This is a genomic window from Rhodococcus sp. SB1D (assembly GCF_048573875.1).
GTDB classification, from domain to species: Bacteria; Actinomycetota; Actinomycetes; order Mycobacteriales; family Mycobacteriaceae; genus Rhodococcus_F; species Rhodococcus_F qingshengii.
The window spans coordinates 1-23,045 of the sequence record NZ_JBMAIQ010000022.1 but is presented as its reverse complement, the minus strand read 5'-3'; the positions used below and the strand labels follow the sequence as shown (position 1 = coordinate 23,045).

Sequence of the window (23,045 nt, the reverse complement as noted above, 5' to 3'; positions counted from 1 at the left end):
CGATCAGGCCTGGCCGGCTGCCGCATTGATCGGCGCCATGTCGAAATAGTCGCGCCAGGCTTTGATCTTTCCGTCCTCGACTTCGAACACCCCCATGACCGGGAGCGCTACCTCGGCGCCGTTGATGGTGAAGACGTCGACGCGCTCGTTCATGACGGTGTTGCCGTCCGCGACCTGACGCTTGATCTGAAAGTCGATGTTGCCGAAGGCACCGACAAACTGCTCGATGAACGCCCGGACGGCCTCGCGACCGACCACGGGCTCCATCGGGATGTTGTGATAAACGACGTCATCGGTGAAGTAGTCGACGATCTTTGCAACATCGGCGTCTGCCCACAGCGCACAGAAATCGGTGATCAGTTTGTCCGATGTCATTGTGTTCCAGCCTCTTTCGAATCGTCTTCGTGGGGTTCGATGATTGCCAGGATGCTTTCGATCTCGCCTGCCGGTATCCCGAAGTACTCGGTCACGAAAACCGTGACGGCCGGTGCCTGGCCGGGTGTTCCGAGGTCGAGCAGATACCGGGCTACTACGCTCTCGCCCCACTCACGCAGCGCGAGTTCACGTATCGCCACGATTCCGCGATATTGCTGGCCTTGTTCGAGCTCGTTGCTGATGAAGGCGCCGCTGTCACCGGTTCGCTGACCGTTCTCGACCCGCCAGGCGTCGGCGGCGAAGCGGACCTTCGTTGCGTCATGAGTGAGCAATGCGTTCACGTATTCACGCGCCATGGCGACGCGTCCGCTGACCGCAGACTCCGTGGAGTGCTTGGCAATTGCGCCCAGGATCGACTCCGACAACTCCGGTCGGCAGATCACGAGATCCGGCAGGTACGGATGAGATTCGTTGTAGAGCAGCGGCGAACCGTCGATGCGGCTGCAATGCAGTCCCGCCGCCTGTGCGACGCCGACGGGCGCAGCCGAATCCCATTCCCACTGCCCACCGGCGTGCAGGTACGCGTCGACCTCGCCGCGCACCACCGCCATCGCCTTGGCGCCGGCCGATCCCATGTGCACCACGTCGGCGCCGAGTTCGGCTGCCACCGCTTCGGTGAATGCGGGTGGTCGCGATCCGCTGACTACTACGCGGAGCGGCGAGTTGGCGGCAACCGAAGCTGCCTCGTCGCCACTGGAGTACACCGCTCCGAGCGCCGGCTGAGCAACCGCGGCTGCGGTAATTCCGCTACCGCGCTCCCAAAGCGCCACGTGCACTGCCCAATCCGCATGATTCGGCAAGCCGTATTCCTTGGAGCCGTCCAGCGGATCGATGATCCAGACCCGAGCTGCATCCAGACGACTGCGATCGTCGGCAGATTCCTCAGAGAGCACGGCATCGCCCGGCCGCTCGGCAGCCAACCGGTCGAGGATGTAGGAATCGGCGGCCTTGTCGCCCCGGCGACCCAGTTCACGACCGTCGTCGACACCCAGACCCTCGGCTCGGATCCCCAGGAGGATCGCACCGGCGGCCTGCGCCAATTCCGCCGCGAGTGCCTCGTCGGCGATTCTGCTGTGTGTGGATTCGCTCACCGGTCCAACACTTCCATAATTCGCAGCGCAAGTTCGGTAGGCGTTCCGTCTTCGGGTCTGATCACCAGCTCGGGACTTGTCGGAGCTTCGTAGGGATCGTCGACTCCGGTGAATCCCGTGATTTCCCCGGCCCTGGCCTTGGCGTACATGCCCTTGGGGTCTCGGGCTTCACATTGCTCGATCGGGGTGTCGACGTAGACCTCGACGAACTTCAGCCCGGCGGCCTCGTGCGCCGCCCGCACTCGATCACGATCTTCGCGGTACGGGCTTATCAGGCAGGCCACTGCCACTGCACCTGAATCAGCGAACAACTGCGCCACCGAGCCGACTCGGCGGACGTTCTCGGCGCGGTCATCGGCACTGAATCCCAGATCCGCGTTCAATCCGTGCCGGAGGTTGTCGCCGTCGAGGCGGTACGCCGGGATACCCGCGGCCACCAAGCGGCGTTCGAGTTCCACCGCGATCGTCGACTTACCCGAGGCCGAGAGACCGGTGAGCCACACGGTGGCGCCGGCAGTCGCACGTTCCTCGCGAGAAACCTCCGAACTGTGCCAGACGACGCGCGATTCCTTGAGCGTCGGACCGTTGATCATTCCGGCGGCGACGGTATTGCCCGTGGTCTCGTCCACGAGAATGAAGCTGCCCGTCACGCGGTTGCGGCGGTAGGGATCGAACATCAACGGCTGCTGCGTCTTGATCGAGATGCGGCCGATCTCGTTGAGGGACAGAGATTCTGCCTTCTCGTCGCGGTGCAGAGAATTGACGTCCAGCCGGTAGTCGAGCTTGACGATCTGCGCTTTCGTGGAGCGCGTGGTGTGCAGCAACGAGTAGCGATTGTTCTCCGACAGAGTTGTCTGTTCGGTCAACCAACAGACCATCGCATCGATTTCCTGCCCGACCTGCGGCCGGTTGTTGAGCCGACACAATTGGTCCCCGCGGCTGACGTCGAGATCGTCGGTCAGCTCGATGCATACGGCCGAGGGCGCAAACGCTTCGTCGATCACGTCACCGCCCGGCCCGTGGACTGCCTTCACCGTCGAGGTGAATCCTGAAGGCAAAGCCACGATTTCGTCGCCGGGCTTGAAGACGCCACTGGCCACCGTTCCGGCGTATCCACGGAAATCGTGGAGGTCGGCGTCGGTCTGCTTCTGCGGACGGATCACGTACTGCACCGGGAAACGCGCGTCGATCAAATTGCGATCCGACGCGATGTGCACCTGCTCGAGATGGTGCAGCAGAGAAGGCCCGTCGTACCAGGACATGTTCTCGGTCCGGGCAACGATGTTGTCCCCCAACAGCGCCGAGACCGGAATGAACGTCAGGTCGTGGACGTCCAGTTTGATCGCGAAATGTCGGAATTCTTCCTTGATCTCCTCGAACCGTTCCTGAGACCAGCCCACCAGGTCCATTTTGTTCACACACAGCACGAGGTGGGGTATCCCCAGGAGAGTGGACAAGAAGGCGTGCCGCCGCGTCTGTTCGAGCACCCCTTTGCGAGCATCCACCAGGATCAGGGCAAGGTCGGCCGTCGACGCGCCGGTCACCATGTTGCGGGTGTACTGCTCGTGCCCGGGAGTGTCCGCGATGATGAACTTCCGATGAGGGGTCGCGAAATACCGGTGGGCCACGTCGATCGTGATGCCCTGTTCACGCTCGGCGCGCAATCCGTCGGTCAGTAGCGCGAGGTTGGCGTACTCGTCGCCGCGTTCTCGACTGCTCCGTTCCACGGCCTCGAGTTGGTCCTCGAAGATCGACTTGGAGTCGTAGAGCAAGCGGCCGATGAGTGTCGATTTTCCGTCGTCGACACTGCCCGCTGTAGCGACTCTCAGCAGTTGCGGCATCAGAAGTACCCCTCTTTCTTACGATCTTCCATGCCAGCTTCGGAAATCCGGTCATCAGCTCTGGTTGCGCCACGCTCCGTGATACGGCTCGCCGCAACTTCTTCCACGACAGCGCCCGGTGTTTCGGCCGACGATTCGACGCATCCGGTACACGTTGCGTCGCCGACCGTACGGAAGCGCACCAACGCCTCGTAGGACTCTTCGCCGGCGCGCAGCTCGAGGAAGCGGGTGCGTGCCAACAACATTCCGTCGCGTGGAACCACCTCGCGACGATGGGCGTAGTAGATGCCGGGGAGGTCGATCTGCTCGCTCTCGATGTACTGCCAGATGTCGAGCTCTGTCCAGTTGGAGAGCGGGAAGATCCGAATATGTTCGCCCTTACGGTGTTTGCCGTTGTACAGGTTCCACAGTTCAGGTCGCTGCACCTTCGGATCCCACTGCCCGAACTCGTCCCGGAAGCTGAACACCCTCTCTTTGGCGCGCGCCTTCTCCTCGTCTCGGCGAGCACCACCGAACACGGCGTCGAACTTGTTGTCGCGAATTCCGCGCAGCAACGCGTGCGTCTGCAGGCGATTGCGACTGGAACCGACTCCGGTGTCCTCGATGACGCGTCCGGCGTCGATGTCGTCCTGCACGCTGGAGACGACAAGACGCAGGTTGAAGCGATCGACCGTCTGGTCGCGGAATTCGATCACCTCGTCGAAATTGTGACCGGTGTCGACGTGCATCACAGCGAACGGCAGTGGGGCAGGCCAGAATGCCTTGGCCGCTACGTGCAGCATCACGACGGAATCCTTACCTCCGGAGAACAGGAGGACCGGCTTTTCGAAAGTCGCTGCGACTTCGCGGAAAATATGGACCGCCTCCGCTTCGAGTGCTCGCAGATGCGACAACTCGTAGGCGGGCGGGGTCTGGAGTGTTGCCATGTCTTTCGCTCCTGAGCATCACGTACTCCGTGCGGAACACCATTTCCGCATCGGTACATTTATGTACCGGACTGGTTCTAAATTGAACGCAATCACAGAATAGAACTCGTTCTACCCAAAGGTCAATGACCGGCAATAAGACGTCACAGACCGCGAACCGGACTCCTGCCACCAACTTCCGCCGTCACCGCATCCGCCGCCGCAACCAGCACCGCGGCGCGGCGCTCGATCTCGGCGCCCGTGATCGCCCCACCCACATAAAGTGTCAGCACAAGGGCCTGATGCCCCTCGGCGTCGTAGGTCGGGGCCGCGATGAGACTGACGGGATGCTCGTCGTCAGAGCTGATGTCGCGTCCGAGATACACCCTCTCGCCCAGGCTCGACACCATCTCACCGAGCAGTTCACGCACCTCCGGCGGAAGATCGTGCGTCGCAACGCCCGCCATCAGCGTGTGCAGTCGCTGCCCGACGGGATCCAGACTCTCGACCAGATACCCCGCAGCCCGACACTCGCGGACCACGTTCCACAGACGCTCGCGATCCAAGCGCACCGGCAGGCTCGGCTCTTTGCTCAGCCAACTGTCCATATCGTGATCCGAACCCCAGAGGACGTACATCAGCCCGACCGGCGGAGCGAACGGGTACACCTGACCGACCTTGGCAGCGCGACGCGCGCCGATCGGTCCGGTCACTTCGAGAACGCTGATCTGATCACCGATCACACCGGACGCCGTGCACGTCGTCCCGAACTCCGTGCTCACTTTCTCCAGATGGGTGCGGGCAATGGGTCCGACGGCAAATCCTCGCTGAGCTGCACGTCCGGCCGCGATCAAGGCCGGACCGAGCCCATAGGTCTTCGACACCTCGTCCCGAGTCAGGTATCCACGATCAGCCAGCGCCGTGAGGATTCCCAAGCAGGTGGGCTTGCTGATCTCGAGCGCGCGGGCCAGTTCCGACAGCCCGAACCGCTGATCAGGGCGGCCGACGAGGTAGTCGAGCACCTGAACCACCCGTTCGGTGGGAGGCGATTGTCTCCCCCTCGGGCGTCCCTCTTCAGGCGTCTTCTCCGGTCCACCCATTGACCACTCCCTAGAACGCGTTCTATTGTCGAAATACCCAACATCTACCAAATAGGTACATATTTGTACCACGACGCTCTGGACCGGCGACATAGTCGGAACTGTGAGGAGCCAGCGTGCTGACGGACCCGTTTGCCGAGGCGATCGCCGAAGCCGAGAAATTGATCGAGACTGCGCCGCACATCAGATCCGAACAGGATCTACTGGAGGGATACCAATATCTGGCCGGCGGAATCATCGCGACGACGCATGCCGCCTGGGCCGGCGAAAAGACCCATCCGAGTTTCATCCAGGGCACCGGACCATTCACCAAGATGGGCCTCGACAACCCCGACACTCTGTACTTCGGCGCCCGAATCAACGACGACAAGGAATACAAGGTCACCGGAAAGCGCGGCACCACAGCCGATCTCAGCTTCCAAGTGTTGAGTGGGAACTACACCAACTCGAACGTTCCCGGCAGCGAAATCGCCTTCGACGACCGCGAGCTGGAGATAGACGACGACGGTAACTTCGTCGCTTGGTTCGGCCCCGGCCCTGCCGACGGCCGAGCCAACTACTACACCCTGGCGCCCGGATCCTCGCAGCTGGTCGTTCGCGAGGTCTACAGCGACTGGAGTCAGCAGCGCGGTGTGATCCGCATCGAGCGCACCGATTCGATCGGGATCGCGCCGCCACCTCTCACCGCCGAAGAGACCGAGAAGCGTTACGCCCGGGCTGGGAAGGCACTGGTCACGCGGGTCAAGACGTGGCTCCAGTTCCCGGAGTGGTTCTACCTCAAGCTCACGGTCAACACCATGACCGAACCACGCCTGACACCGGGCGGGCTGGCAACACAGTACTCGTCGGTGGGACATTACGAACTCACCGACGAGCAGGCGATGATCATCACCGTTCCCGCCTCCGACGCACCGTATCTCGGCTTCCAACTGGGGAGCCTCTGGTACATCTCACTGGACTACGTCAATCATCAGACCTCCCTCAACAACGGCCAGGCACAGGTCGATCCGGACGGGATGGTTCGAATGGTGGTCAGCGAGAAGAACCCCGGTGTCACCAACTGGATCGAAACCGTCGGACATCCGCGCGGCATTCTGCAGTTCCGTTGGCAGCGCGTGTCCCGCGAGCTGACGCCGCAGGACGGTCCCACCGTCGAAATCGTCGCCGTCGCAGATATTGCGAAGCACCTGCCGCATTTCGACACCAACGCCATCACCGCCGAGGACTGGGCAGCACGCATTGCCCAGCGCCAGGCCGCCATCGACAACCGAATGCTGGGGTAATCATGACCGCCTTGCTCGAAGACCGTGTAGTAGTCATCTCCGGAGTCGGCCCGGCACTCGGCCGCGCTCTGGCCCTTCGATGTGCGTCGGCCGGCGCGAGTCTTGTTCTCGCAGCACGTACGCAATCGCGACTCGACGACGTTGCGAAGGAAATAGTCGATGCCGGTGGGCGCGCCGTCACCGTTGCCACCGACATCACCGACCAGGCTTCCGCCGAGAATCTGGTGGCCGAGTCCATTGCCGCCTACGGCAAAGTGGACACTCTGATCAACAATGCATTCTCGATTCCGTCGATGAAACCGTTGGCTCGCACCGATTACCAGCACATCCGCGACAGCATCGAACTGACCGTACTGGGTGCGTTGCGCCTGACTCAGCTGTTCACGCCGGCACTTGGCGAGTCGGACGGCTCCGTGGTGAATATCAATTCGATGGTGTTGCGGCATTCGCAAGAGCGTTACGGCAGCTACAAGATGGCGAAGTCGGCCCTGCTCGCCATGTCGCAGTCCCTGGCCACCGAACTCGGCCCGCAGGGAATTCGTGTCAATTCGATTGCACCCGGCTATATCTGGGGAGACACCCTCAAGGGATACTTCGCGCACCAGGCGGAGAAGTTCGGCATGACTGTCGAGCAGATCTACGAGCACACTGCGTCGAACACCGACCTCAAGCGCCTGCCGACGATGGATGAAGTATCCGACGCGGCGATCTTCCTGGCGTCTCCGATGGCCAGCGCGATCACCGGCCAATGCATCGACGTCAACTGCGGCGAATTCCATCACTAGGAGCACCATGACTGAACGCACTCACGTCGGCACCGTCGAGGATCTCCACGCCTCGGCGACGCGGATGACCGGACTGACGGACTTCGGCGTCGACGATTACACCGAAGCTCTGTCGGTCCTGCTCGAGTCCTACGACCGCGACGAGGATCTGACGCCGTTCGGCAGCAAGATCTCTCGGGTATTCCTTCGCGGCGCCCTGGTGGCCCGTCTGCTCAGCGAATCGGCGTGGAAGGAGCATCCGGAACACGCCGACGTCAAGATCGAGCGGCCGATCTTCGTCACCGGATTGCCACGGACGGGCACCACTGCCTTGCACCGCCTCCTCACGGTCGACCCGGCTCACCAGGGCCTCGAGATGTGGCTGACCGAGTTCCCTCAGCCTCGCCCGCCTCGCGATACGTGGGAATCGAACCCGGTCTTCGCCAAGATCGAGGAGACATTCGGTCAACACCACGTCGAGCATCCCGAATTCATGGGCGTGCACTACATGTCGGCCAGCGAAGTCGAAGAATGTTGGCAACTCTTGCGTCAGACGTTCAAGTCCGTGTCGTACGAGTGTCTGGCCAATCTACCCACGTACTCCGCATGGCTGAAGGACCAGGAGTGGTCGAACGCCTATGCACGACACAAGAAGAACCTGCAGCTGATCGGTCTGCCCGATCAGGATCGACGGTGGGTCCTCAAGAACCCGAGCCACCTGTTCGCGCTCGACGAATTGATGGAGGCGTACCCCGACGCGCTTGTCATCCAGACTCACCGCTCCCCTTCGACGATCATTCCGTCGGTGTGCAGCCTGGCCGCCCAGGCTACAGAGGGTTGGTCGAACACGTTCACCGACAAGGTGATCGGCGAAAGTCAGCTCGAATTGTGGGCCAGGGGGCTCGAGCAGTTCGACAGTGCACGCGCACACCACAATCCCGCACAGTTCATCGACGTCGACTATCAGGACTTCGTCACCGATCCGCTGGGAACCGTCGAGAACATCTACACGCACTTCGACATCCCGTTGACAGCTGTCGCGCAGCAGTCGATGGAGGCCATGCACGAGGAAAGCCGCTCGGGTGCTCGCAAACCGTCGCACAAGTACACGCTCGAGGAGTTCGGTCTGACGAAGGAGCAGGTGGAAGAGCGATTCGGAGCTCGCTGACCACGGTTGGTCGACGACCTTGCTGACGACCTTGCTGACGACTGAAGCCCCCGCCGAACGGCGGGGGCTTCAGTGATCAAAACGCGGTCAGCTGCTGAGATGCTCACCCAGCAGTCGGTCCAACTCGACCGGCGCCTCGTCCGGAATCCAGTGGCTCACGCCGCTGAGAACCTCGAACCGGTACGGGCCGTCGACAAACGCGGGGGTGAGCGCAGACCCTTTGGGGCCGATGGCGGCGTCGCCGTCACTCCAGACGTGCAGGGTCGGCACGGTGACCCTGGCAGTTGCGGGGTTCGGCTTGGTCATCCACATCGCGCGGTACCAGTTCAGACCGCCGCGTAGCCGACCGGGAGCCAGCATGGCATTCAGATCGCGCCGTGCGTTCTCCGGCGTCTGCCCGCTCGAGATCAGGAACTTCTCACCCGCCGAGGTGGAGGACAGAACCTTCTCGGGAACGAACGGCAATTGGAACGCCCCCATGTACCACGATTTCAGTCCCTGCGTGCTGGTCACCATCGCCTTGACGAACGCCAGTGGATGCGGAACCGACACCGCGGTAACGGTGTTGAGCAAATCGGGCCGCTCGGCAGCGACCTGCCATGCGACTGCGGCACCCCAGTCGTGGCCGACCAGGTGCACTTTGCCCACCGCGAGCGCGTCGATCAGTGCGACAGTGTCAGCGGCGAGTTCGGACCCGCGGTATGCCCAGCGCGCTTTCGGCCTGGCGCCGGGTGAGTACCCTCGCTGATCCGGCGCCACCGTGCGGAAGCCGCGGGTGTGCAGCAGCGGTGCGAGCTGATCCCACGAGCTCGAATCCTGCGGAAAACCGTGCAGGAGGACCACCACCGGACCGTCTGCCGGACCTTCGTCGCGTACGTCGAAGGTCAGCCCGGACCGGGAGTACGAGGTGAGGCGATCCGCCGGTGTAGTCATAGCGCCACGCTAGTCTTCGCGGCCCTGGTAACCGGAGCCTTTTCACCGGCACGCAGGAACTGACCTGTCTTTTCGATTCCGAATCCGGGGGCGAATTCACCTTCGCGGTAGACGAGTCGGCCGTTGATCACCGTAGCGACGGCTGCGTCGTCGCTGCGGTTGACCATCCGGCTGATCCCGCCGTACTCGGGAACCTTTGCCTCGAACAACCCGTCCACCGACTCGTCGAGCCCGGCCGGGTCGATGACAACGAAGTCCGCGCGGTCACCCTGGCGTAGATGCCCGGCGTCGATGCCGTACCAGTCCGCCAGTTCGCCCGTCAGGCGGTGGATTGCGCGCTCGATGGTGAGGAACGGCTTGCGGTCACTCTGAGCGTCCTTGACGCGCTTGAGGAGTCGCACCGGGTAGTTGTAGAACGCCATGTTGCGCAGATGCGCGCCGGCATCGCCGAAGCCCATCTGCACACCGGAACTCGCGGCGAGTTTCTTCGCGAACTTGGGCCGGTGATTGGCAATGGTGGTGCGCCAGCGAAGATCTCGCCCGTACTTCACCACCAGGTCGAGGTACGCGTCCACCGGGTGCACTCCGCGGATGTCACCGACCTGACCGAAGTTCTTGCCGATCAACGTCTCGTCCGGGCATCCCACGATGACCGCATCGTAGAAATTGCGATGCCAGATGCGGGGTGAGAACTTGTTGTCGTAGTCCTTACGGAATGCGCGACGGTACGACTCGTCCTGGAGCAGTTCGTTGCGCTCCACCTGGTCCTTGAGGTGCAAAGCGGCGGCGCCGGCACCGAACTCCTCGAACACGACCAGGTCGATTCCATCCGCGTAGACGGTGAAGGGAACCGGAAGGTGCTGCCACTTGAAATCGGTCTTGGCGAAGCGATTGAGCAGTGGGGCCGCAGCGAGCATGAAGTACACGATCACCGGGTAGGCCTTCGAATCCGCGCCGGAGAGCAGCGACGTCTTGAGCGGCTTCTTGCGCCCGATCGCCGAGCTTTCGGCGAAGAACGCCGCGACGTTCGGATGCAGGTTGATGGTCGGAGCGCTCTGCAAGATCTTTCCGCGATCACGAAGGATGCGATTGAGGAATCGGAACTCTTTCCACCGTGCATACGTCGACGGCAAAGAGCGAGAACGATATTCGTCGCCGTCGATCTTGTCGAGGGCATTGGTCATCGACGACAGGCCCAGCATCCCAGCGTCGATGGCGTCCTCGAGCATCGAGCCCATCCGGCCGAGTTCCGAGCGAGTCGGCTTGACCTTCTTGTCGGTACCGCGCCCCAGTCCGAGTACGTGCGTGCGGATATCGGAATGACCGATGAAGGCCGCGACATTGGGTCCGAGGGGAAGGGCTTCGAGGGCGGCGGTGTACGCCGCGGGACCGGTCCAGGTCTTGTTCGCTTCGAGGATGCGCAGCACCGCGTCGTGGGGAACTGCTTCGACCCGGCTGAACAGATCCGCGATCTCGCGCGGCGTCGAATACACCGTCGACAGCGAGCAATTGCCGAGCACGACCGTCGTGACGCCGTGGCGAACCGATTCCGGAAGCCCTGGACTGACCAAGGCTTCGGCGTCGTAGTGCGTGTGGACGTCGACAAAGCCGGGGAGAACCCATTTGCCGGCCGCGTCGATCACTTCTGTGTCCGGCCCGATCTCGAGGCGCGTCGTGGACACCTCCGCGACCACGCCGTCTCGAATTCCGAGATTACGACGCAGACCTGGAGCCCCCGTCCCGTCGAACCACAACCCGTCGTTGACCACGATGTCGAAAGCAGACACTGTTGGACTCCTCGCCTCACGTATGTGTTACCTCACGTTATAGACAGCGTTGAGTAAAAGTCAATGAACCATTCGAACCAATACATAAGATGACGGAATGGCTGCAGTCCCCCGCTCCCCCGAAGACCGTCAGAGGCAAATCCTCGAGGTGGCAGTACACATGTTGCGGACCGAGCCTTTCGACCAACTGTCGATGGATCGCGTCGCAGCCGAGGCCGGTGTCTCGCCGCCACTGCTGTTCCACTACTTCAAGAACAAGAAGGGTTTCCAGAACGCCATCCTCGAGGCCGCCTCGGCCGATCTCGAAGATCGAATGCGACCGGATCCCGAGCTACCCATCACGTCCCAGCTGCGCTCAGGTATCGAGACATTCGTCGACGCCGTTATCGAGCACCCCACCATTTACCTCGCCGTGATGCGTATGGCCGGCAGTGGCGACGTTCGAATGCGCACGATCTACCGAGGCATGCGCCGCACTTTCACCACGTGGATCGTCGCTGCGCTGACGAATCTAGGCATCGAATCGAATGCGACCGTGGAGGCGACAATCGCCGGGTGGCAGGCATTCATGGAGGAAATCGTCGTCAACTGGATCGACGAGCCGACGCTCGAGCGAGGCGAAATGGTCGACCTCTGCGAACGAATCTTCTACCACTGCCTACCGGCAGCGGGCATCAGCGTGGAGCAAATAGTGGCAGCCACCGTTGTCGCGACGGCCAGTGAGTCCGGCGCAACACAACTGTGATCTTCGTGCCGGGGTTTCACAGGTGGTCACGATTGGGTATCTTGCTTGCAGTGGCACTGGACCACGACCCCAACACATGAAGGATCCAACATGGAGTCTGTCGAAAACGTATTGCCCGAGGGTGTCAAGCTCGAAGACGTCTTGAGTGTCCTCAAGGTCGCAGTTGCGGGCATCGGCCTCATCAGCGCACTTTCGGCATTCAGCTGATCGCAAAGCGTCATCGACAGGCCGGACTTCGGGGAGTCCGGCCTGTTTTTTGTTTACGTTCCTGAACAATCCGTGAACTTTTCAGCAACTTCAGCGCAAAGCGGTCATTTCGACCCAAACAAGCGTCCAGTTTGCTAAGTTGTGTCTGCGACACAAGGTCGTACAGAAACACCACGCAGACACAACCTTGTACATACAAACCTGTACATACGACACGGAGGACCGAAACATGGGTTCCATCAACACCCTCAGCGCCGTCATCGACATCATCAAGGTCGTCCAGCCGTTGATCGCCAAGCTCAACCTCAGCTGATTCGCTTGGACCACACCCCTGCCAGGGCGTAACTCGAAATGGGGCCGACATCGTCGGCCCCATTTTCCGTAGGTGCCCTATCTCAGCCGAGTGCCTTCTTGATCTCTCCTGCCAGTACCGACGCCAGCTGCGGCGGCACCGCATTGCCGATCATCGTGCGCACCGCTCCCCACTTACCCTCGAAGACGTAGTCGTCGGGAAAGGTCTGGAGGCGAGCAGCTTCTCGAACGGTCAACGATCGCGTGTGTTTCGGATGCACGTTGCGTGAAGCCGAGATCATCCCGAAAGTGGTTCCGACCGTGGACGCCGGCTCGTCCCACCGGAGGCGCTTGTACGTCGTGTTGTATCCGGACGACGGTCGCATCGCCGGATCTTCGTTGTCGTGAGCCGACATTCCTTCTGGTACATCACGCAGCCACCGCAAGACGTGCTCGGGATGTTCGACGGCCCAGTGCAGCGGGTCCGTCTCGCAGGCCTGCCCGGATTCCAGCGGGGCCAGATCGACGGTGGCATCGCGGAAAGTCCTCAGCGGCGCAACATCATTCACGCCGTGAGTCTTCGGCGGGAAACGCAGCGGCCCGATACCACTGTCGCGGCGGGTCGCCACGATGAACACTCGTTCCCGGAACTGCGGGACGCCGTAATCCTGCGCATTGACCGTGTTGACCGACGCGTCGTAACCGCATGCAGCCATCTCGCCGAGAATCCGGTCGACGACCATCCCACCGTCCGGGTCTTTCATGCTCAGCAGCAGCCGAACATTTTCCATCACCACGACCTTCGGCCTCACCAGATCGGCGAGCTCGAGTAGGTTTCGGAAGAGATGGTTACGCGGATCGTCGCGGTCTCGCCGGCCGGCGAGACTGAAACCCTGACACGGCGGCCCCCCGGCCAACACATCGATATTCACCTGTGCCAGAAGATCTTTCACACGGGCTTCGTCGATCGCCCGGATGTCCTCACCGAGGCACCGCGCGCCGGGGAAGTTCCGATCGAAGGTCGCGCGCGCCTCCGGCACGACTTCGATGTATCCCTCCACCGAAAACCCCGCCATCCGAAAGCCTTCGGCCATACCGCCACAACCGGAGAACGCCGTCAATACGGTGGGGCCACCGTTTCCTGCCCCCGCGACCGCACGCCTGGCCACCGAGGCGGGGTCGTTGACCGGTGTCGCTCGACGCGCACGGGTACTACCGCTCGATCGCTTCCGGGGGGCCGCGTACGTGCCCTCACGCTTGGCTGCTTCCAACGCGGAGAGGGCCGTGAGGACTGCTCGCTCAACCGGTGGCTTCGGATATGCCTTGTCGAGTTCCCACGCGGAGACGACTGCTGACGAGACTCCCGCCTGGCGGGCGAACTGGAACTGACTGATCCCCACGTGCAAGCGCCGCGATCGCAGGTCCTGTCCCGAAATCAATTCAGTGCCTCACTCATGTGGTCCGCTCGCTCCGGCAGCCCAGACTATCGCAGCCGACCCCGCGAACCGGGACCACACAAGAGAGACCGGCAGGCGATATGCCTGCCGGTCTCCGACACGAGCGGATGACGGGACTCGAACCCGTGTGAACGGCTTTGCAGGCCGGTGCCTAGCCACTCAGCCACACCCGCGTCAGTGAGTAACTCTGCCCTGAGTGACGATCTCGAACCACAGTTCCGCTCAGCATGATTCGAGTGCATTCTCGCCAAGCGTTCCAGTCTCTGGGAAAACCGCGGGCCTTTCGGGAACAAATCGGTCAGTCTCGATGCTGACTCCCTCGGTGGGCGCATGTCATTCGATTGCGGCCCGAAATTCGACCGAACGACCGAGCAGTTCGCCAGACCCAGACAACCCAGAAGGTTTCATGAGTGCCGAGAACACCGCCATCGCCCCGCTTGTGAAGGCAGCCCCGCCCGTGAAGGCAGCCCCGCTGGAAACGAGCAGTATCGACCGTAAGCCGAGCGTCGGGAAGATTCTTGCCCTCGGTTCCATGACTGCACTCGGGCCCTTCACCATCGACATGTACCTGCCCGCGCTGCCGGATATCGGTGCCGATCTCGGGGTCTCGTCGTCAACGGTTCAGCTGACCATCACCGGAACTCTCATCGGCCTCGCACTCGGCCAGCTGTTGGTCGGGCCGCTCTCGGACACTCTCGGCCGCAAAAAGCCGCTGCTTGCCGGAATCGGCGTCCATATCCTGGCTTCGCTGCTGGCGGTCTTCGCACCGAGCATCGCTGTCCTCGGCATCCTGCGGGTTTTCCAGGGCATGGGCGCGGCGGCCGCGGCAGTGGTCACCATGGCGATCGTCCGCGACCTCTACAGCGGTAACACCGTTGCCGTTGTGATGAGCCGGCTGATGCTCGTGCTCGGCGTTGCGCCGATCCTGGCGCCCAGCATCGGTGGCGCCCTCCTCGTCGCCCTCGACTGGCGCGGGATCTTCGTCGTACTGGCACTGATCGGCGTCGGCACAGCGATGATCGGTGCGTTCGGACTGTCCGAAACATTGCCGAAGGAAAAGCGTCGCCCGAGCGGATTGACGTCGGTTCTCCGTACCTACGGTTCGCTGCTCGGCGACCGCACGTTCATGGTCCTCACGCTCGTCTCCAGCGTCGGCATGGCGTCGTTGTTCGCGTATGTCTCCGGCGCGTCGTTTGTCTATCAGGATCAGTACGGCCTCAATCAGCAGGAGTTCGCACTGCTCTTCAGTGCGGGCGCTATCGCGTTGATCGGCGCTTCGCAGGTCAACGTTCGACTGCTCGATCGCTGGACTCCTCAGCAGATCACCAAGTGGGCCCTCGTGGCTGCGGTTGTCTCCGGGGCCGTCGTCATTGCTGTCGCGGTCCTGGAACTCGGCGGACTCGCCGGATTCGTGATCGCACTGTGGGTCATGGCCGGCGCCATCGGGTTCGTTCTGCCCAACGCCCCGGCACTGGCCCTCGCTCGTCACGGCGAAGCGGCCGGTACTGCCGCGGCAATGCTCGGTGCATTCCAGTTCGGCGTCGGTGCGGCCATCGCGCCGGCAGTCGGTCTACTGGGAAACACGAGCACAGCCCTGGCCGTCACGATGACGGCGTGTGTGTCGCTCGGTCTGATCGCTCTTCTGGCTACGACCCGAAAGAGTGAATCGGTCTAACCGGCAGCGGAGAACCACTCGCTGTAGAAGGTGGCAAGTCCCAGGACGCACGAGATCGCGACGAAGATCCAGAATCTTGCGATCACGACGGTTTCCGGCCAACCGAGTAACTCGAAGTGATGATGGATCGGGGCCATCTTGAATACGCGTCGACCGGACGATCGGAAGACCAGAACCTGGATGATCACCGACAGGATCTCAGCGACGAACAGGGCGCCGATGATGACCATCAGCAGCTCGGTGTGCGTCGTGACGGACAGGCCGACAACCAGGCCGCCGAGTGCCAAGGAGCCGGTGTCGCCCATGAAGATCTGAGCCGGGGCGGCATTCCACCAGAGGAAGCCGAGGCACGCCCCGCCTGCGGCGGCAGCGACGATCGCTAGATCGAGAGGGTCACGAACGTCGTAGCAACCGGCGGCAGGCTCGAGGACACACGAGTTCCGGTACTGCCAACCGGCGATGACGACGTAGGTCCCCAGGATCATGCCCATCGAACCGGCCGCGAGACCGTCGAGGCCGTCGGTGAAATTGACGGCGTTGGACCAGGCGAACACCAGAATGCAGAAGAAGACCACAAAGCCGATGGCACCCATGGAGAACACCGAGATGTCACGAACATGGGACAGGTACTGGCTTCCGGGAGTGACTCCGTTGTTGTTGGAGAACTGCAGGAACAAAATGCCGAAGATGATGGCACTCGCCAGCTGACCGACGGTCTTCGCTGTCTTGTTGAGCCCGAGATTGCGCTTCTTACGGATCTTGATGAAGTCGTCGAGAAAGCCGACGATTCCCAGTGACGTGGCGAGCGCGAGAACCAGCCAACCGGATGCAGACAGCCGCGGTAGCCGCGAGCCGAATCCGATGATGTGTGCCGCCAGGTAGCCCGCCCACATACCGGCGATGATCGCGATCCCGCCCATCGACGGGGTGCCACGCTTGCCCTGATGACTCTGCGGACCCTCGATCCGAATCTCGTGCCCGAGCCCCTGCCGCGAAAGCACACGAATGAGAAACGGAGTCAGGAAGAGCGCGACGAACAACGAGACGCCACCCGCTACGAGGATTGAAATCACCCGTGGGACTCTACAGACGTAAGCGGCTGCGACACACAATCAGACAAGGCACCCGACCGCTTGCCAGCATGGGATGATCGAACTTATGTCTCCCCCCGCGCCGCTCCCCCTCGACCCCATCGAAGAGGCGCATCGTCAGTGGACGAAGCACGGTTGGAGCGATGTCGCCGACGGTATGGCTGCGGTCACGTCGGTGATGCGTGCGCAGCAGATCATGATGGCGCGGGTCGAAGAGGTACTCAAGCCTCTCGGGCTGACCTTCGCCCGCTACGAACTGCTGACGCTTCTCACCTTCACCAGGTCGGGCGCACTCCCGATGGCCAAGGCAAGTGCCCGACTCCAGGTTCACCCCACCAGCGTCACCAATGCCGTCGACCGTTTGGAGAAAGCGGAGTTGGTCAGGCGGGTCCCGCATCCCAGCGATCGCCGTGCAACGCTCATCGAGATCTCGGACACCGGTCGCGCACTGGCCCTCGAAGCGACCGAAATGCTCAACAGCAAGGTGTTCGCTCACCCCGGACTCCAGCAGGACAAGCTCGAGCAATTGGTGACGATCCTCACTGAACTTCGCAAGACTGCGGGTGACTTCGACACCGGCGGCGCACCGACCAAGTGGTGAACCGACCACCCGTACACACAAAGAAACTGCCCTCACACTCTCGACGAGTGTGAGGGCAGTTTCAGCGCTGTTGAAATTCGGCGCTGTTGAAATTCAGCGGTGCTTGAATTCTGCCGACCGCTTCTCCACGAACGCGGTCATGCCTTCCTTCTGATCCTCCGTCGCGAAGGTCGAGTGGAACACCCGACGCTCGAAGCGGACGCCCTCGGCGAGGGTGGTCTCGAAGGAGCGGTTGACTGCTTCCTTGGCCATCATCGCAATCGGCAGCGACATCTCGGCGATGGTGGTTGCGGTCTTCAAGGCATCGTCGAGCAGATCGGCGGCCGGAACGATCCGGGCAACCAGGCCTGCACGTTCGGCTTCTTCTGCGTCCATGTTGCGGCCGGTGAGGCACAGCTCCATGGCCTTGGCCTTGCCCACGGCGCGCGTAAGGCGCTGCGAGCCACCGATACCCGGAATGACACCGAGCTTGATCTCGGGCTGGCCGAACTTCGCGGTATCCGAAGCGATGATGAAATCGCAGAGCATCGCAAGCTCGCAGCCACCACCGAGCGCGTATCCGGAGACGGCGGCGATCAGCGGCTTACGAGCTGCTGCGACGCGATCCCACGGGGTGAAGAAATCCTCGACGTATGCGTCCATGTACGTCTTGGACTGCATTTCCTTGATGTCGGCACCGGCGGCGAAGGCGCGCTCGGAACCGGTGATCAGGATGGCTCCGATGCCGTTGTCCGCCTCGAGGTCGGCAACCGCGGCGACGACCTCGTTCATCAGCTCGGAGTTCAGCGCGTTGAGAGCCTTCGGGCGGTTGAGCGTGATGACGCCGACGCGACCCTTACGCTCGAGGATGATGGTGTTGAAGTCGGTCACTACTGTCCTTCGGTCGAACGGTCACGGATGTCGTTGATGATGGCAGAGAAGTCCTGACCGCCACCGCCCGCGGCATGGAAGCGACTGTAGAGTTCGGCTGCCTTGAGTCCGATCTCTGCATCGACGCCGTTGTTGCGCAGCGCATTTGCTGCCAGACCCAGGTCCTTGTCCATCAGTGCAACAGCAAAGCCGGGCTGGTAGTCGTTGTTGGCCGGGCTGGTGGGCACAGGTCCCGGAACCGGGCAGTTGGTGGTCAGTGCCCAGCACTGTCCCGAGGCGTTGGACGCCACGTCGAAGAGCGCTTGGTTGCTCAGGCCGAGCTTTTCGCCCAACACGAACGCCTCGCTGATCGCGATCATCGAAATGCCGAGGATCATGTTGTTGCAGATCTTGGCTGCCTGGCCGACACCGGCGTCGCCGCAGTGAACGACCTTGCGGCCCATCACGTCCAGCAACGGTGACGCGGCTTGGAAGTCAGCCTCGGAACCGCCGACCATGAATGCCAGCGTGCCTGCGGTAGCCCCGACGACTCCACCGGAGACCGGAGCGTCGACGCTGCGGTGACCGGCCGCTTCGGCCTTGTCGTGTGCCTCGCGGGCGTCGGCGACGTCGATGGTGGAACAGTCGATGAACAGGGTGCCCGGTGTTGCCACCGGCAGCAGCTCTTCGTACAGACCCAGAACGTGCTTACCGCTCGGCAGCATCGTGATCACGACGTCGGCACCGCGAACGGCGTCGACCGCCGAATCCGCCACCGATGCACCGTCTTTGACTGCCTGCTCCAGCGCCGCAGGTGCCAGGTCGAAACCGACGACCTTGTGTCCGGCCTTGACAAGATTGGCCGCCATCGGGCCTCCCATGTGACCGAGTCCGATAAATCCAATGGTGCTCATTAGTGATGCTCCTTCGGCGGTGATCAGTTGCCTTGCGGTTGAGGGGTGAGTCCGAGCTCGTTGTCGCCCAGCGGGGCGAAGTAGGCATCGACGGATTCAGCCGTGACATCTTCGAGGGTTGCCGGCAACCACTTCGGGTTTCGGTCCTTCTCGACTACCTGGGCGCGAATACCCTCGACCAGGTCGTGTGAGGCGAGCGCTGCCGTCGAGACCCGGAACTCCTCGTTGAGGACTTCTTCCAAGCTTGCTGCTTCCTTGGCATGTCGCAGGGATCGCAGGGTCACCGACAGTGCAATCGGAGACTTGCCGAGAATCTGCTCCGCTGCCTTCTCCGCCTCGGGGATTCCACTCGCTCGAAGACGCTCGACGATGGTGGAGACGTCGTCGGCAGAGTACGCGGCGTCGATCCAGCTCTGCTGGGCCAACAGTTCCGACACCGGAGCCGGCTCCGCGTACTGCGCCACGGCGTCGGCAACCGAAGACGACGCGAGTGCGGCGATGAACGTCTCGATGTTCTCCGACGGGATGAAGTGATCCGCGAAGCCTGCTGCGATGGCATCGCCGGCGCTCAGTCGCGCCGTGGTGAGCGCGATGTGCGTTCCGAGTTCACCGGGAGCACGCGAGAGCAGGTAAGTTCCGCCCACGTCAGGGATGAAACCGATTCCGGTCTCGGGCATTCCGATCATCGAGCGCTCGGTCACGATGCGAATGTCGCCGTGTGCGGACACTCCGACGCCGCCGCCCATGACGATCCCGTCCATGATTGCGACGTACGGCTTCGGGTAGTTCGCGATCTCGGAATTGAGGATGTACTCCTCACGCCAGAAATCGAGCGAACCGGTCTTGCCGTCCTTGGCGTCGTGGTAGATCGAGACGATGTCGCCGCCGGCGCACAGACCACGCTCGCCGGCGCCCGTGAGTACGACCGCCTTGACGTCGTCGTCGTACTTCCATTCCGCGAGTGCCTTGGCCATCGCCTTGACCATCGAGTGGTTGAGGGCGTTGATCGCCTTGGGCCGGTTGAGGGTGATGAGCCCCAGTCCGTCACGCTTTTCGATCAATACCTCGAGCTCGTCGCTCATGCTGCTCCTTGCTTTCCCTGACCTGATGCGACCACGCTGCGCGCGATGACCACCCTCATGATCTCGTTGCTGCCTTCGAGGATCTGATGAACCCGAAGATCGCGGACGATCTTCTCGATCCCGTACTCAGCAAGATAGCCGTACCCGCCGTGAAGCTGGAGGGCCTTGTTGGCTACGTCGAATCCGGTGTCGGTGGCAAAGCGCTTGGCCATCGCGCACAACTCCACGACGTCGGACGCTCCGTCTTCGAGCGCGGCGGCGGCGCGCCACAGCAACGTCCTGGCCGCTTCGAGTTCGGTACGCATGTCGGCGAGCTGGAACTGCAGGGCCTGCGACTCGATCAGTGCCGAACCGAAAGCTTTGCGGTCCACCAGATATGCGACTGCCTTCTCCAGCGCTGCCTGGGCCCCACCGACCGAGCAGGCGGCGATGTTCAGCCGGCCGCCGTTGAGACCCTTCATGGCGATGCGGAAGCCGCTGCCCTCTTCACCGAGCATGTTGGCGGCAGGAACTCGCACGTCTTCGAAGATCACCTGACGGGTGGGCTGCGCGTTCCAGCCCATCTTGACCTCGTTGGCACCGAACGACAGTCCGGGCGAATCCTTGGGCACGATGAACGCCGAGATCCCCTTGGCACCGGCAGATCCGGTGCGTGCCATCACGACGTACACGTCGGAAGTGCCTGCGCCGGAAATGAACTGCTTGACGCCGTTGAGGATGTAGTCGTCGCCGTCACGAACGGCCTTGGTGCTCAAGCCCGCAGCATCGGAGCCAGCGCCGGGTTCGGTGAGGCAGTAGCTGCCCAGTTGATCCATCGAGCAGAGTCCGGGGACCCACTTGTGGCGCTGTTCGTCGTTGCCGAACTGGTCGATCATCCACGTGACCATGTTGTGGATGGAGATGTACGCGGCGATCGACGGATCGCCCTTGGCCAGCTCTTCGAAGATCCGGGCAGCGTCGACGCGACTCAGCTCACTGCCACCCACGTCTTCACGAATGTAGATACCGCCCATTCCCAGGGACGCCGCCTTACGGAGGACGTCCACCGGGAAATGCTTGGTCTGATCCCACTCCACTGCGTTGGGCGCCAGATGCTCGGCCGCGAAGTCGCGGGCAGTGTCACGAATCGCCCGCTCGTCATCGGTCAGAGTAAACATGGAAAGTGTTCCGATCAGTTCATCGTGGGGATGACGAAGTGGTTGGTCTCTTCCTTCTTGCCGGAAGGCCAGCGCTGCGTCACGGTCTTGGTCTTGGTGTAGAAGCGGAAGGAGTCGGGACCGTGCTGGTTCAGGTCACCGAATCCGGAGCGCTTCCAGCCACCGAAGGTGTGGTACGCGATCGGGACCGGGATCGGCACGTTCACGCCGACCATGCCGACGTTGACGCGAGCGGTGAAGTCACGCGCGGTGTCGCCGTCGCGGGTGAAGATGGAGACGCCGTTGCCGTACTCGTGTTCGGTCGGAAGACGCAGTGCCTCTTCGTAATCGGCAGCGCGGACCACCTGAAGGACGGGTCCGAAGATCTCTTCCTTGTAGATGCGCATGTCCGAGGTGACGTTGTCGAACAGGGTTGCGCCGGCGAAGAATCCACCTTCGTGGCCTTCGAGGGTGAAGCCGCGGCCGTCGACGACTGCCGTTGCGCCCTCGTCGATGCCGATCTGCACGTAGTTGTTGACGCGGTCGAGGGCATCCTGGCAAACGAGCGGTCCGAAATCGACGCCTTCGTCGTCACTGCGACCGATCTTGAGCTTCGCGACGCGCTCCTTCAGCTTCGCAACAAGAGCGTCCGCGGTCTCCTCGCCGACGGGAACGGCAACCGAGATGGCCATGCAACGCTCGCCGGCGCTGCCGTAGCCTGCACCGATCAGGGCGTCGGCAACCTCGTCGAGGTCCGCGTCCGGCATGACGATCGCATGGTTCTTGGCGCCACCGAAGCACTGTGCGCGCTTGCCGTGAGCTGCGGCCGTCTCGTAGATGTACTGAGCGATCGGCGTGGAGCCGACGAAGCCGACGGCTTTGATGCGGTCGTCGGTGAGCAGGACGTCGACAACTTCCTTGTCACCGTTGACCACGTTGAACACACCTGCGGGCAGTCCTGCTTCGAGGAACAGCTCGGCCAGGCGCAGCGGGACGGAGGGGTCACGCTCGGAGGGCTTGAGGATGAAGGCGTTACCGGCGGCGAGGGCGGGGCCGGCCTTCCACAGCGGGATCATCGCGGGGAAGTTGAAGGGCGTGATGCCTGCGACGACGCCGAGCGGCTGACGCATGGAGTACACGTCGATGCCGGTGCCGGCACTCTCGGTGAATTCACCCTTGAGCAGGTGCGGAGCGCCGACGGCGAACTCGATGACCTCGAGGCCACGCTGGATGTCACCCTTGGCATCGGCGACGGTCTTGCCGTGCTCGGACGAGAGGAGACGGGCCAGAGAATCCATCTCGGCCTGAGCGAGCTGCAGGAACTTCATCAGCACGCGGGCGCGCTTCTGCGGGTTGAACGCTGCCCACACCTGCTGCGCCTCTTCGGCATTGGCGATGATGGCTTCGGTCTCGGCCTTGCTCGCGAGGGGGACGCGGGCCTGCACCTTGCCGGTGTTGGGATCGAACACGTCCGCAAATCGATCAGATGTCCCGGGAACACGCTTGCCACCGACGAAGTGCGTCAACTCGTGAACCGTCGCATTTTCAACCATTGTGCTAACCCGTTCCTTGCTCGTATGGACCGCCCAGGAGGCAGCAGTGAATATGTCTACCATCCTATAGTTGGATGTCCATGTATGTCTAGAGCCCAAGGGCTGTGCGGGGGGGTTTTTTGGGGGGGGGGGGGGGG

Annotated in this window: 21 protein-coding genes and 1 tRNA gene; 7 read left to right on the top strand and 15 right to left on the bottom strand. The window is 62.4% G+C overall.

The window, feature by feature from the left end:
* Positions 1 to 3 precede the first annotated feature (3 nt).
* The 5 genes from ACN50D_RS30000 to ACN50D_RS29980 all read right to left on the bottom strand — a co-directional run bounded on the left by ACN50D_RS30000 (position 4) and on the right by ACN50D_RS29980 (position 5,372).
* Positions 4 to 375 (bottom strand): limonene-1,2-epoxide hydrolase family protein, encoded by a 372-nt coding sequence (locus tag ACN50D_RS30000; protein WP_007726173.1) that lies wholly within the window; start codon positions 373 to 375, stop codon positions 4 to 6.
* Entirely contained in the window at positions 372 to 1,526 is a 1,155-nt protein-coding gene (locus tag ACN50D_RS29995) for a 3'(2'),5'-bisphosphate nucleotidase CysQ (RefSeq protein ID WP_047270166.1), read from the bottom strand. Before ACN50D_RS29995 ends, ACN50D_RS30000 begins: the two co-directional genes overlap by 4 nt.
* Complete coding sequence (gene cysC, locus ACN50D_RS29990) at positions 1,523 to 3,367, bottom strand: adenylyl-sulfate kinase (RefSeq protein ID WP_212634097.1); 1,845 nt, start codon at positions 3,365 to 3,367, stop codon at positions 1,523 to 1,525. The genes ACN50D_RS29995 and cysC overlap by 4 nt, the downstream gene beginning before the upstream one ends.
* Entirely contained in the window at positions 3,367 to 4,293 is a 927-nt protein-coding gene (cysD, locus tag ACN50D_RS29985; RefSeq protein WP_003941285.1) for a sulfate adenylyltransferase subunit CysD, read from the bottom strand. The genes cysC and cysD overlap by 1 nt, the downstream gene beginning before the upstream one ends.
* A 143-nt stretch (positions 4,294 to 4,436) precedes the next feature.
* A complete protein-coding gene (locus tag ACN50D_RS29980; RefSeq protein ID WP_047270168.1) occupies positions 4,437 to 5,372 on the bottom strand; it encodes a helix-turn-helix domain-containing protein in 936 nt (311 codons plus the stop codon).
* 116 nt (positions 5,373 to 5,488) lie between these two features.
* On the opposite strand from ACN50D_RS29980, the gene ACN50D_RS29975 reads away from it, so the two are divergent.
* From ACN50D_RS29975 to ACN50D_RS29965, 3 genes are read left to right on the top strand one after another with little or no spacing between them, the layout of a single operon-like run.
* Positions 5,489 to 6,655 carry a hypothetical protein gene (locus tag ACN50D_RS29975; protein WP_064075259.1) on the top strand — a complete coding sequence of 389 codons (1,167 nt, stop codon included), beginning with the start codon at positions 5,489 to 5,491 and terminating at the stop codon, positions 6,653 to 6,655.
* A 2-nt stretch (positions 6,656 to 6,657) separates the two neighbouring features.
* Positions 6,658 to 7,440, top strand: a complete 783-nt coding sequence (locus ACN50D_RS29970; RefSeq protein ID WP_212634096.1) for an SDR family oxidoreductase — start codon at positions 6,658 to 6,660, stop codon at positions 7,438 to 7,440.
* Between the two features lie 7 nt (positions 7,441 to 7,447).
* Positions 7,448 to 8,587 (top strand): sulfotransferase family protein, encoded by a 1,140-nt coding sequence (locus ACN50D_RS29965; protein ID WP_212634095.1) that lies wholly within the window; start codon positions 7,448 to 7,450, stop codon positions 8,585 to 8,587.
* Between the two features lie 87 nt (positions 8,588 to 8,674).
* Here the strand turns inward: ACN50D_RS29965 and ACN50D_RS29960 are convergent, their stop codons facing one another.
* Positions 8,675 to 9,520 carry an alpha/beta fold hydrolase gene (locus ACN50D_RS29960; RefSeq protein ID WP_064113028.1) on the bottom strand — a complete coding sequence of 282 codons (846 nt, stop codon included), beginning with the start codon at positions 9,518 to 9,520 and terminating at the stop codon, positions 8,675 to 8,677.
* Positions 9,517 to 11,307, bottom strand: a complete 1,791-nt coding sequence (locus ACN50D_RS29955; RefSeq protein WP_003941306.1) for an N-acyl-D-amino-acid deacylase family protein — start codon at positions 11,305 to 11,307, stop codon at positions 9,517 to 9,519. Before ACN50D_RS29955 ends, ACN50D_RS29960 begins: the two co-directional genes overlap by 4 nt.
* Before the next feature lie 97 nt (positions 11,308 to 11,404).
* Between ACN50D_RS29955 and ACN50D_RS29950 the strand changes: the two genes are divergently transcribed.
* Both ACN50D_RS29950 and ACN50D_RS29945 read left to right on the top strand, forming a co-directional pair.
* The gene (locus tag ACN50D_RS29950) at positions 11,405 to 12,052 is read left to right on the top strand and encodes a TetR/AcrR family transcriptional regulator (protein ID WP_042923173.1); all 648 of its coding nucleotides are present in this window, start codon (positions 11,405 to 11,407) and stop codon (positions 12,050 to 12,052) included.
* A 394-nt stretch (positions 12,053 to 12,446) separates the two neighbouring features.
* Positions 12,447 to 12,572, top strand: coding sequence for a hypothetical protein (locus ACN50D_RS29945; protein ID WP_255246884.1), 126 nt, complete (start codon positions 12,447 to 12,449; stop codon positions 12,570 to 12,572).
* 82 nt (positions 12,573 to 12,654) lie between these two features.
* Here the strand turns inward: ACN50D_RS29945 and dcm are convergent, their stop codons facing one another.
* Positions 12,655 to 13,950, bottom strand: coding sequence for a DNA (cytosine-5-)-methyltransferase (gene dcm, locus ACN50D_RS29940; protein WP_065456555.1), 1,296 nt, complete (start codon positions 13,948 to 13,950; stop codon positions 12,655 to 12,657).
* Between the two features lie 159 nt (positions 13,951 to 14,109).
* A tRNA-Cys gene (locus ACN50D_RS29935) sits at positions 14,110 to 14,180 on the bottom strand.
* 233 nt (positions 14,181 to 14,413) lie between these two features.
* Here ACN50D_RS29935 and ACN50D_RS29930 point away from each other — a divergent pair.
* On the top strand, positions 14,414 to 15,682 hold the full coding sequence (locus ACN50D_RS29930) for a multidrug effflux MFS transporter (protein ID WP_042445586.1): 1,269 nt from the start codon (positions 14,414 to 14,416) through the stop codon (positions 15,680 to 15,682).
* On the opposite strand, the gene mraY is transcribed toward ACN50D_RS29930, so the two are convergent.
* Positions 15,679 to 16,755 carry a phospho-N-acetylmuramoyl-pentapeptide-transferase gene (gene mraY, locus ACN50D_RS29925; protein ID WP_003941316.1) on the bottom strand — a complete coding sequence of 359 codons (1,077 nt, stop codon included), beginning with the start codon at positions 16,753 to 16,755 and terminating at the stop codon, positions 15,679 to 15,681. The two genes, ACN50D_RS29930 and mraY, sit on opposite strands and share 4 nt — an antisense overlap.
* Before the next feature lie 85 nt (positions 16,756 to 16,840).
* Here mraY and ACN50D_RS29920 point away from each other — a divergent pair, with 85 nt between their 5' ends.
* The gene (locus ACN50D_RS29920) at positions 16,841 to 17,374 is read left to right on the top strand and encodes a MarR family winged helix-turn-helix transcriptional regulator (RefSeq protein ID WP_007726151.1); all 534 of its coding nucleotides are present in this window, start codon (positions 16,841 to 16,843) and stop codon (positions 17,372 to 17,374) included.
* A gap of 93 nt (positions 17,375 to 17,467) precedes the next feature.
* Here ACN50D_RS29920 and ACN50D_RS29915 read toward each other — a convergent pair whose 3' ends face one another.
* The 5 genes from ACN50D_RS29915 to ACN50D_RS29895 are packed head-to-tail and all read right to left on the bottom strand — an operon-like array spanning position 17,468 to position 22,908.
* Positions 17,468 to 18,244, bottom strand: a complete 777-nt coding sequence (locus tag ACN50D_RS29915; RefSeq protein WP_003941374.1) for an enoyl-CoA hydratase — start codon at positions 18,242 to 18,244, stop codon at positions 17,468 to 17,470.
* A complete protein-coding gene (gene mmsB, locus ACN50D_RS29910) occupies positions 18,244 to 19,137 on the bottom strand; it encodes a 3-hydroxyisobutyrate dehydrogenase (RefSeq protein ID WP_003941308.1) in 894 nt (297 codons plus the stop codon). Before mmsB ends, ACN50D_RS29915 begins: the two co-directional genes overlap by 1 nt.
* Before the next feature lie 23 nt (positions 19,138 to 19,160).
* A complete protein-coding gene (locus tag ACN50D_RS29905; protein WP_007726146.1) occupies positions 19,161 to 20,219 on the bottom strand; it encodes an enoyl-CoA hydratase/isomerase family protein in 1,059 nt (352 codons plus the stop codon).
* On the bottom strand, positions 20,216 to 21,376 hold the full coding sequence (locus ACN50D_RS29900) for an isobutyryl-CoA dehydrogenase (protein ID WP_007726145.1): 1,161 nt from the start codon (positions 21,374 to 21,376) through the stop codon (positions 20,216 to 20,218). The genes ACN50D_RS29905 and ACN50D_RS29900 overlap by 4 nt, the downstream gene beginning before the upstream one ends.
* 14 nt (positions 21,377 to 21,390) lie before the next feature.
* Positions 21,391 to 22,908 (bottom strand): CoA-acylating methylmalonate-semialdehyde dehydrogenase, encoded by a 1,518-nt coding sequence (locus ACN50D_RS29895; RefSeq protein ID WP_003941275.1) that lies wholly within the window; start codon positions 22,906 to 22,908, stop codon positions 21,391 to 21,393.
* Positions 22,909 to 23,045 lie beyond the last annotated feature (137 nt).

What these genes read in the sequence shown, in the direction of transcription:
- ACN50D_RS30000 (WP_007726173.1), bottom strand. Translation starts at nt 375, where the DNA reads ATGACATCGGACAAACTGATCACCGATTTCTGTGCGCTGTGGGCAGAC.
- cysC (WP_212634097.1), bottom strand. Translation starts at nt 3,367, where the DNA reads ATGCCGCAACTGCTGAGAGTCGCTACAGCGGGCAGTGTCGACGACGGA.
- cysD (WP_003941285.1), bottom strand. Translation starts at nt 4,293, where the DNA reads ATGGCAACACTCCAGACCCCGCCCGCCTACGAGTTGTCGCATCTGCGA.
- ACN50D_RS29980 (WP_047270168.1), bottom strand. Translation starts at nt 5,372, where the DNA reads ATGGGTGGACCGGAGAAGACGCCTGAAGAGGGACGCCCGAGGGGGAGA.
- ACN50D_RS29970 (WP_212634096.1), top strand. Translation starts at nt 6,658, where the DNA reads ATGACCGCCTTGCTCGAAGACCGTGTAGTAGTCATCTCCGGAGTCGGC.
- ACN50D_RS29965 (WP_212634095.1), top strand. Translation starts at nt 7,448, where the DNA reads ATGACTGAACGCACTCACGTCGGCACCGTCGAGGATCTCCACGCCTCG.
- ACN50D_RS29960 (WP_064113028.1), bottom strand. Translation starts at nt 9,520, where the DNA reads ATGACTACACCGGCGGATCGCCTCACCTCGTACTCCCGGTCCGGGCTG.
- ACN50D_RS29950 (WP_042923173.1), top strand. Translation starts at nt 11,405, where the DNA reads ATGGCTGCAGTCCCCCGCTCCCCCGAAGACCGTCAGAGGCAAATCCTC.
- ACN50D_RS29930 (WP_042445586.1), top strand. Translation starts at nt 14,414, where the DNA reads ATGAGTGCCGAGAACACCGCCATCGCCCCGCTTGTGAAGGCAGCCCCG.
- ACN50D_RS29920 (WP_007726151.1), top strand. Translation starts at nt 16,841, where the DNA reads ATGTCTCCCCCCGCGCCGCTCCCCCTCGACCCCATCGAAGAGGCGCAT.
- mmsB (WP_003941308.1), bottom strand. Translation starts at nt 19,137, where the DNA reads ATGAGCACCATTGGATTTATCGGACTCGGTCACATGGGAGGCCCGATG.
- ACN50D_RS29905 (WP_007726146.1), bottom strand. Translation starts at nt 20,219, where the DNA reads ATGAGCGACGAGCTCGAGGTATTGATCGAAAAGCGTGACGGACTGGGG.
- ACN50D_RS29900 (WP_007726145.1), bottom strand. Translation starts at nt 21,376, where the DNA reads ATGTTTACTCTGACCGATGACGAGCGGGCGATTCGTGACACTGCCCGC.
- ACN50D_RS29895 (WP_003941275.1), bottom strand. Translation starts at nt 22,908, where the DNA reads ATGGTTGAAAATGCGACGGTTCACGAGTTGACGCACTTCGTCGGTGGC.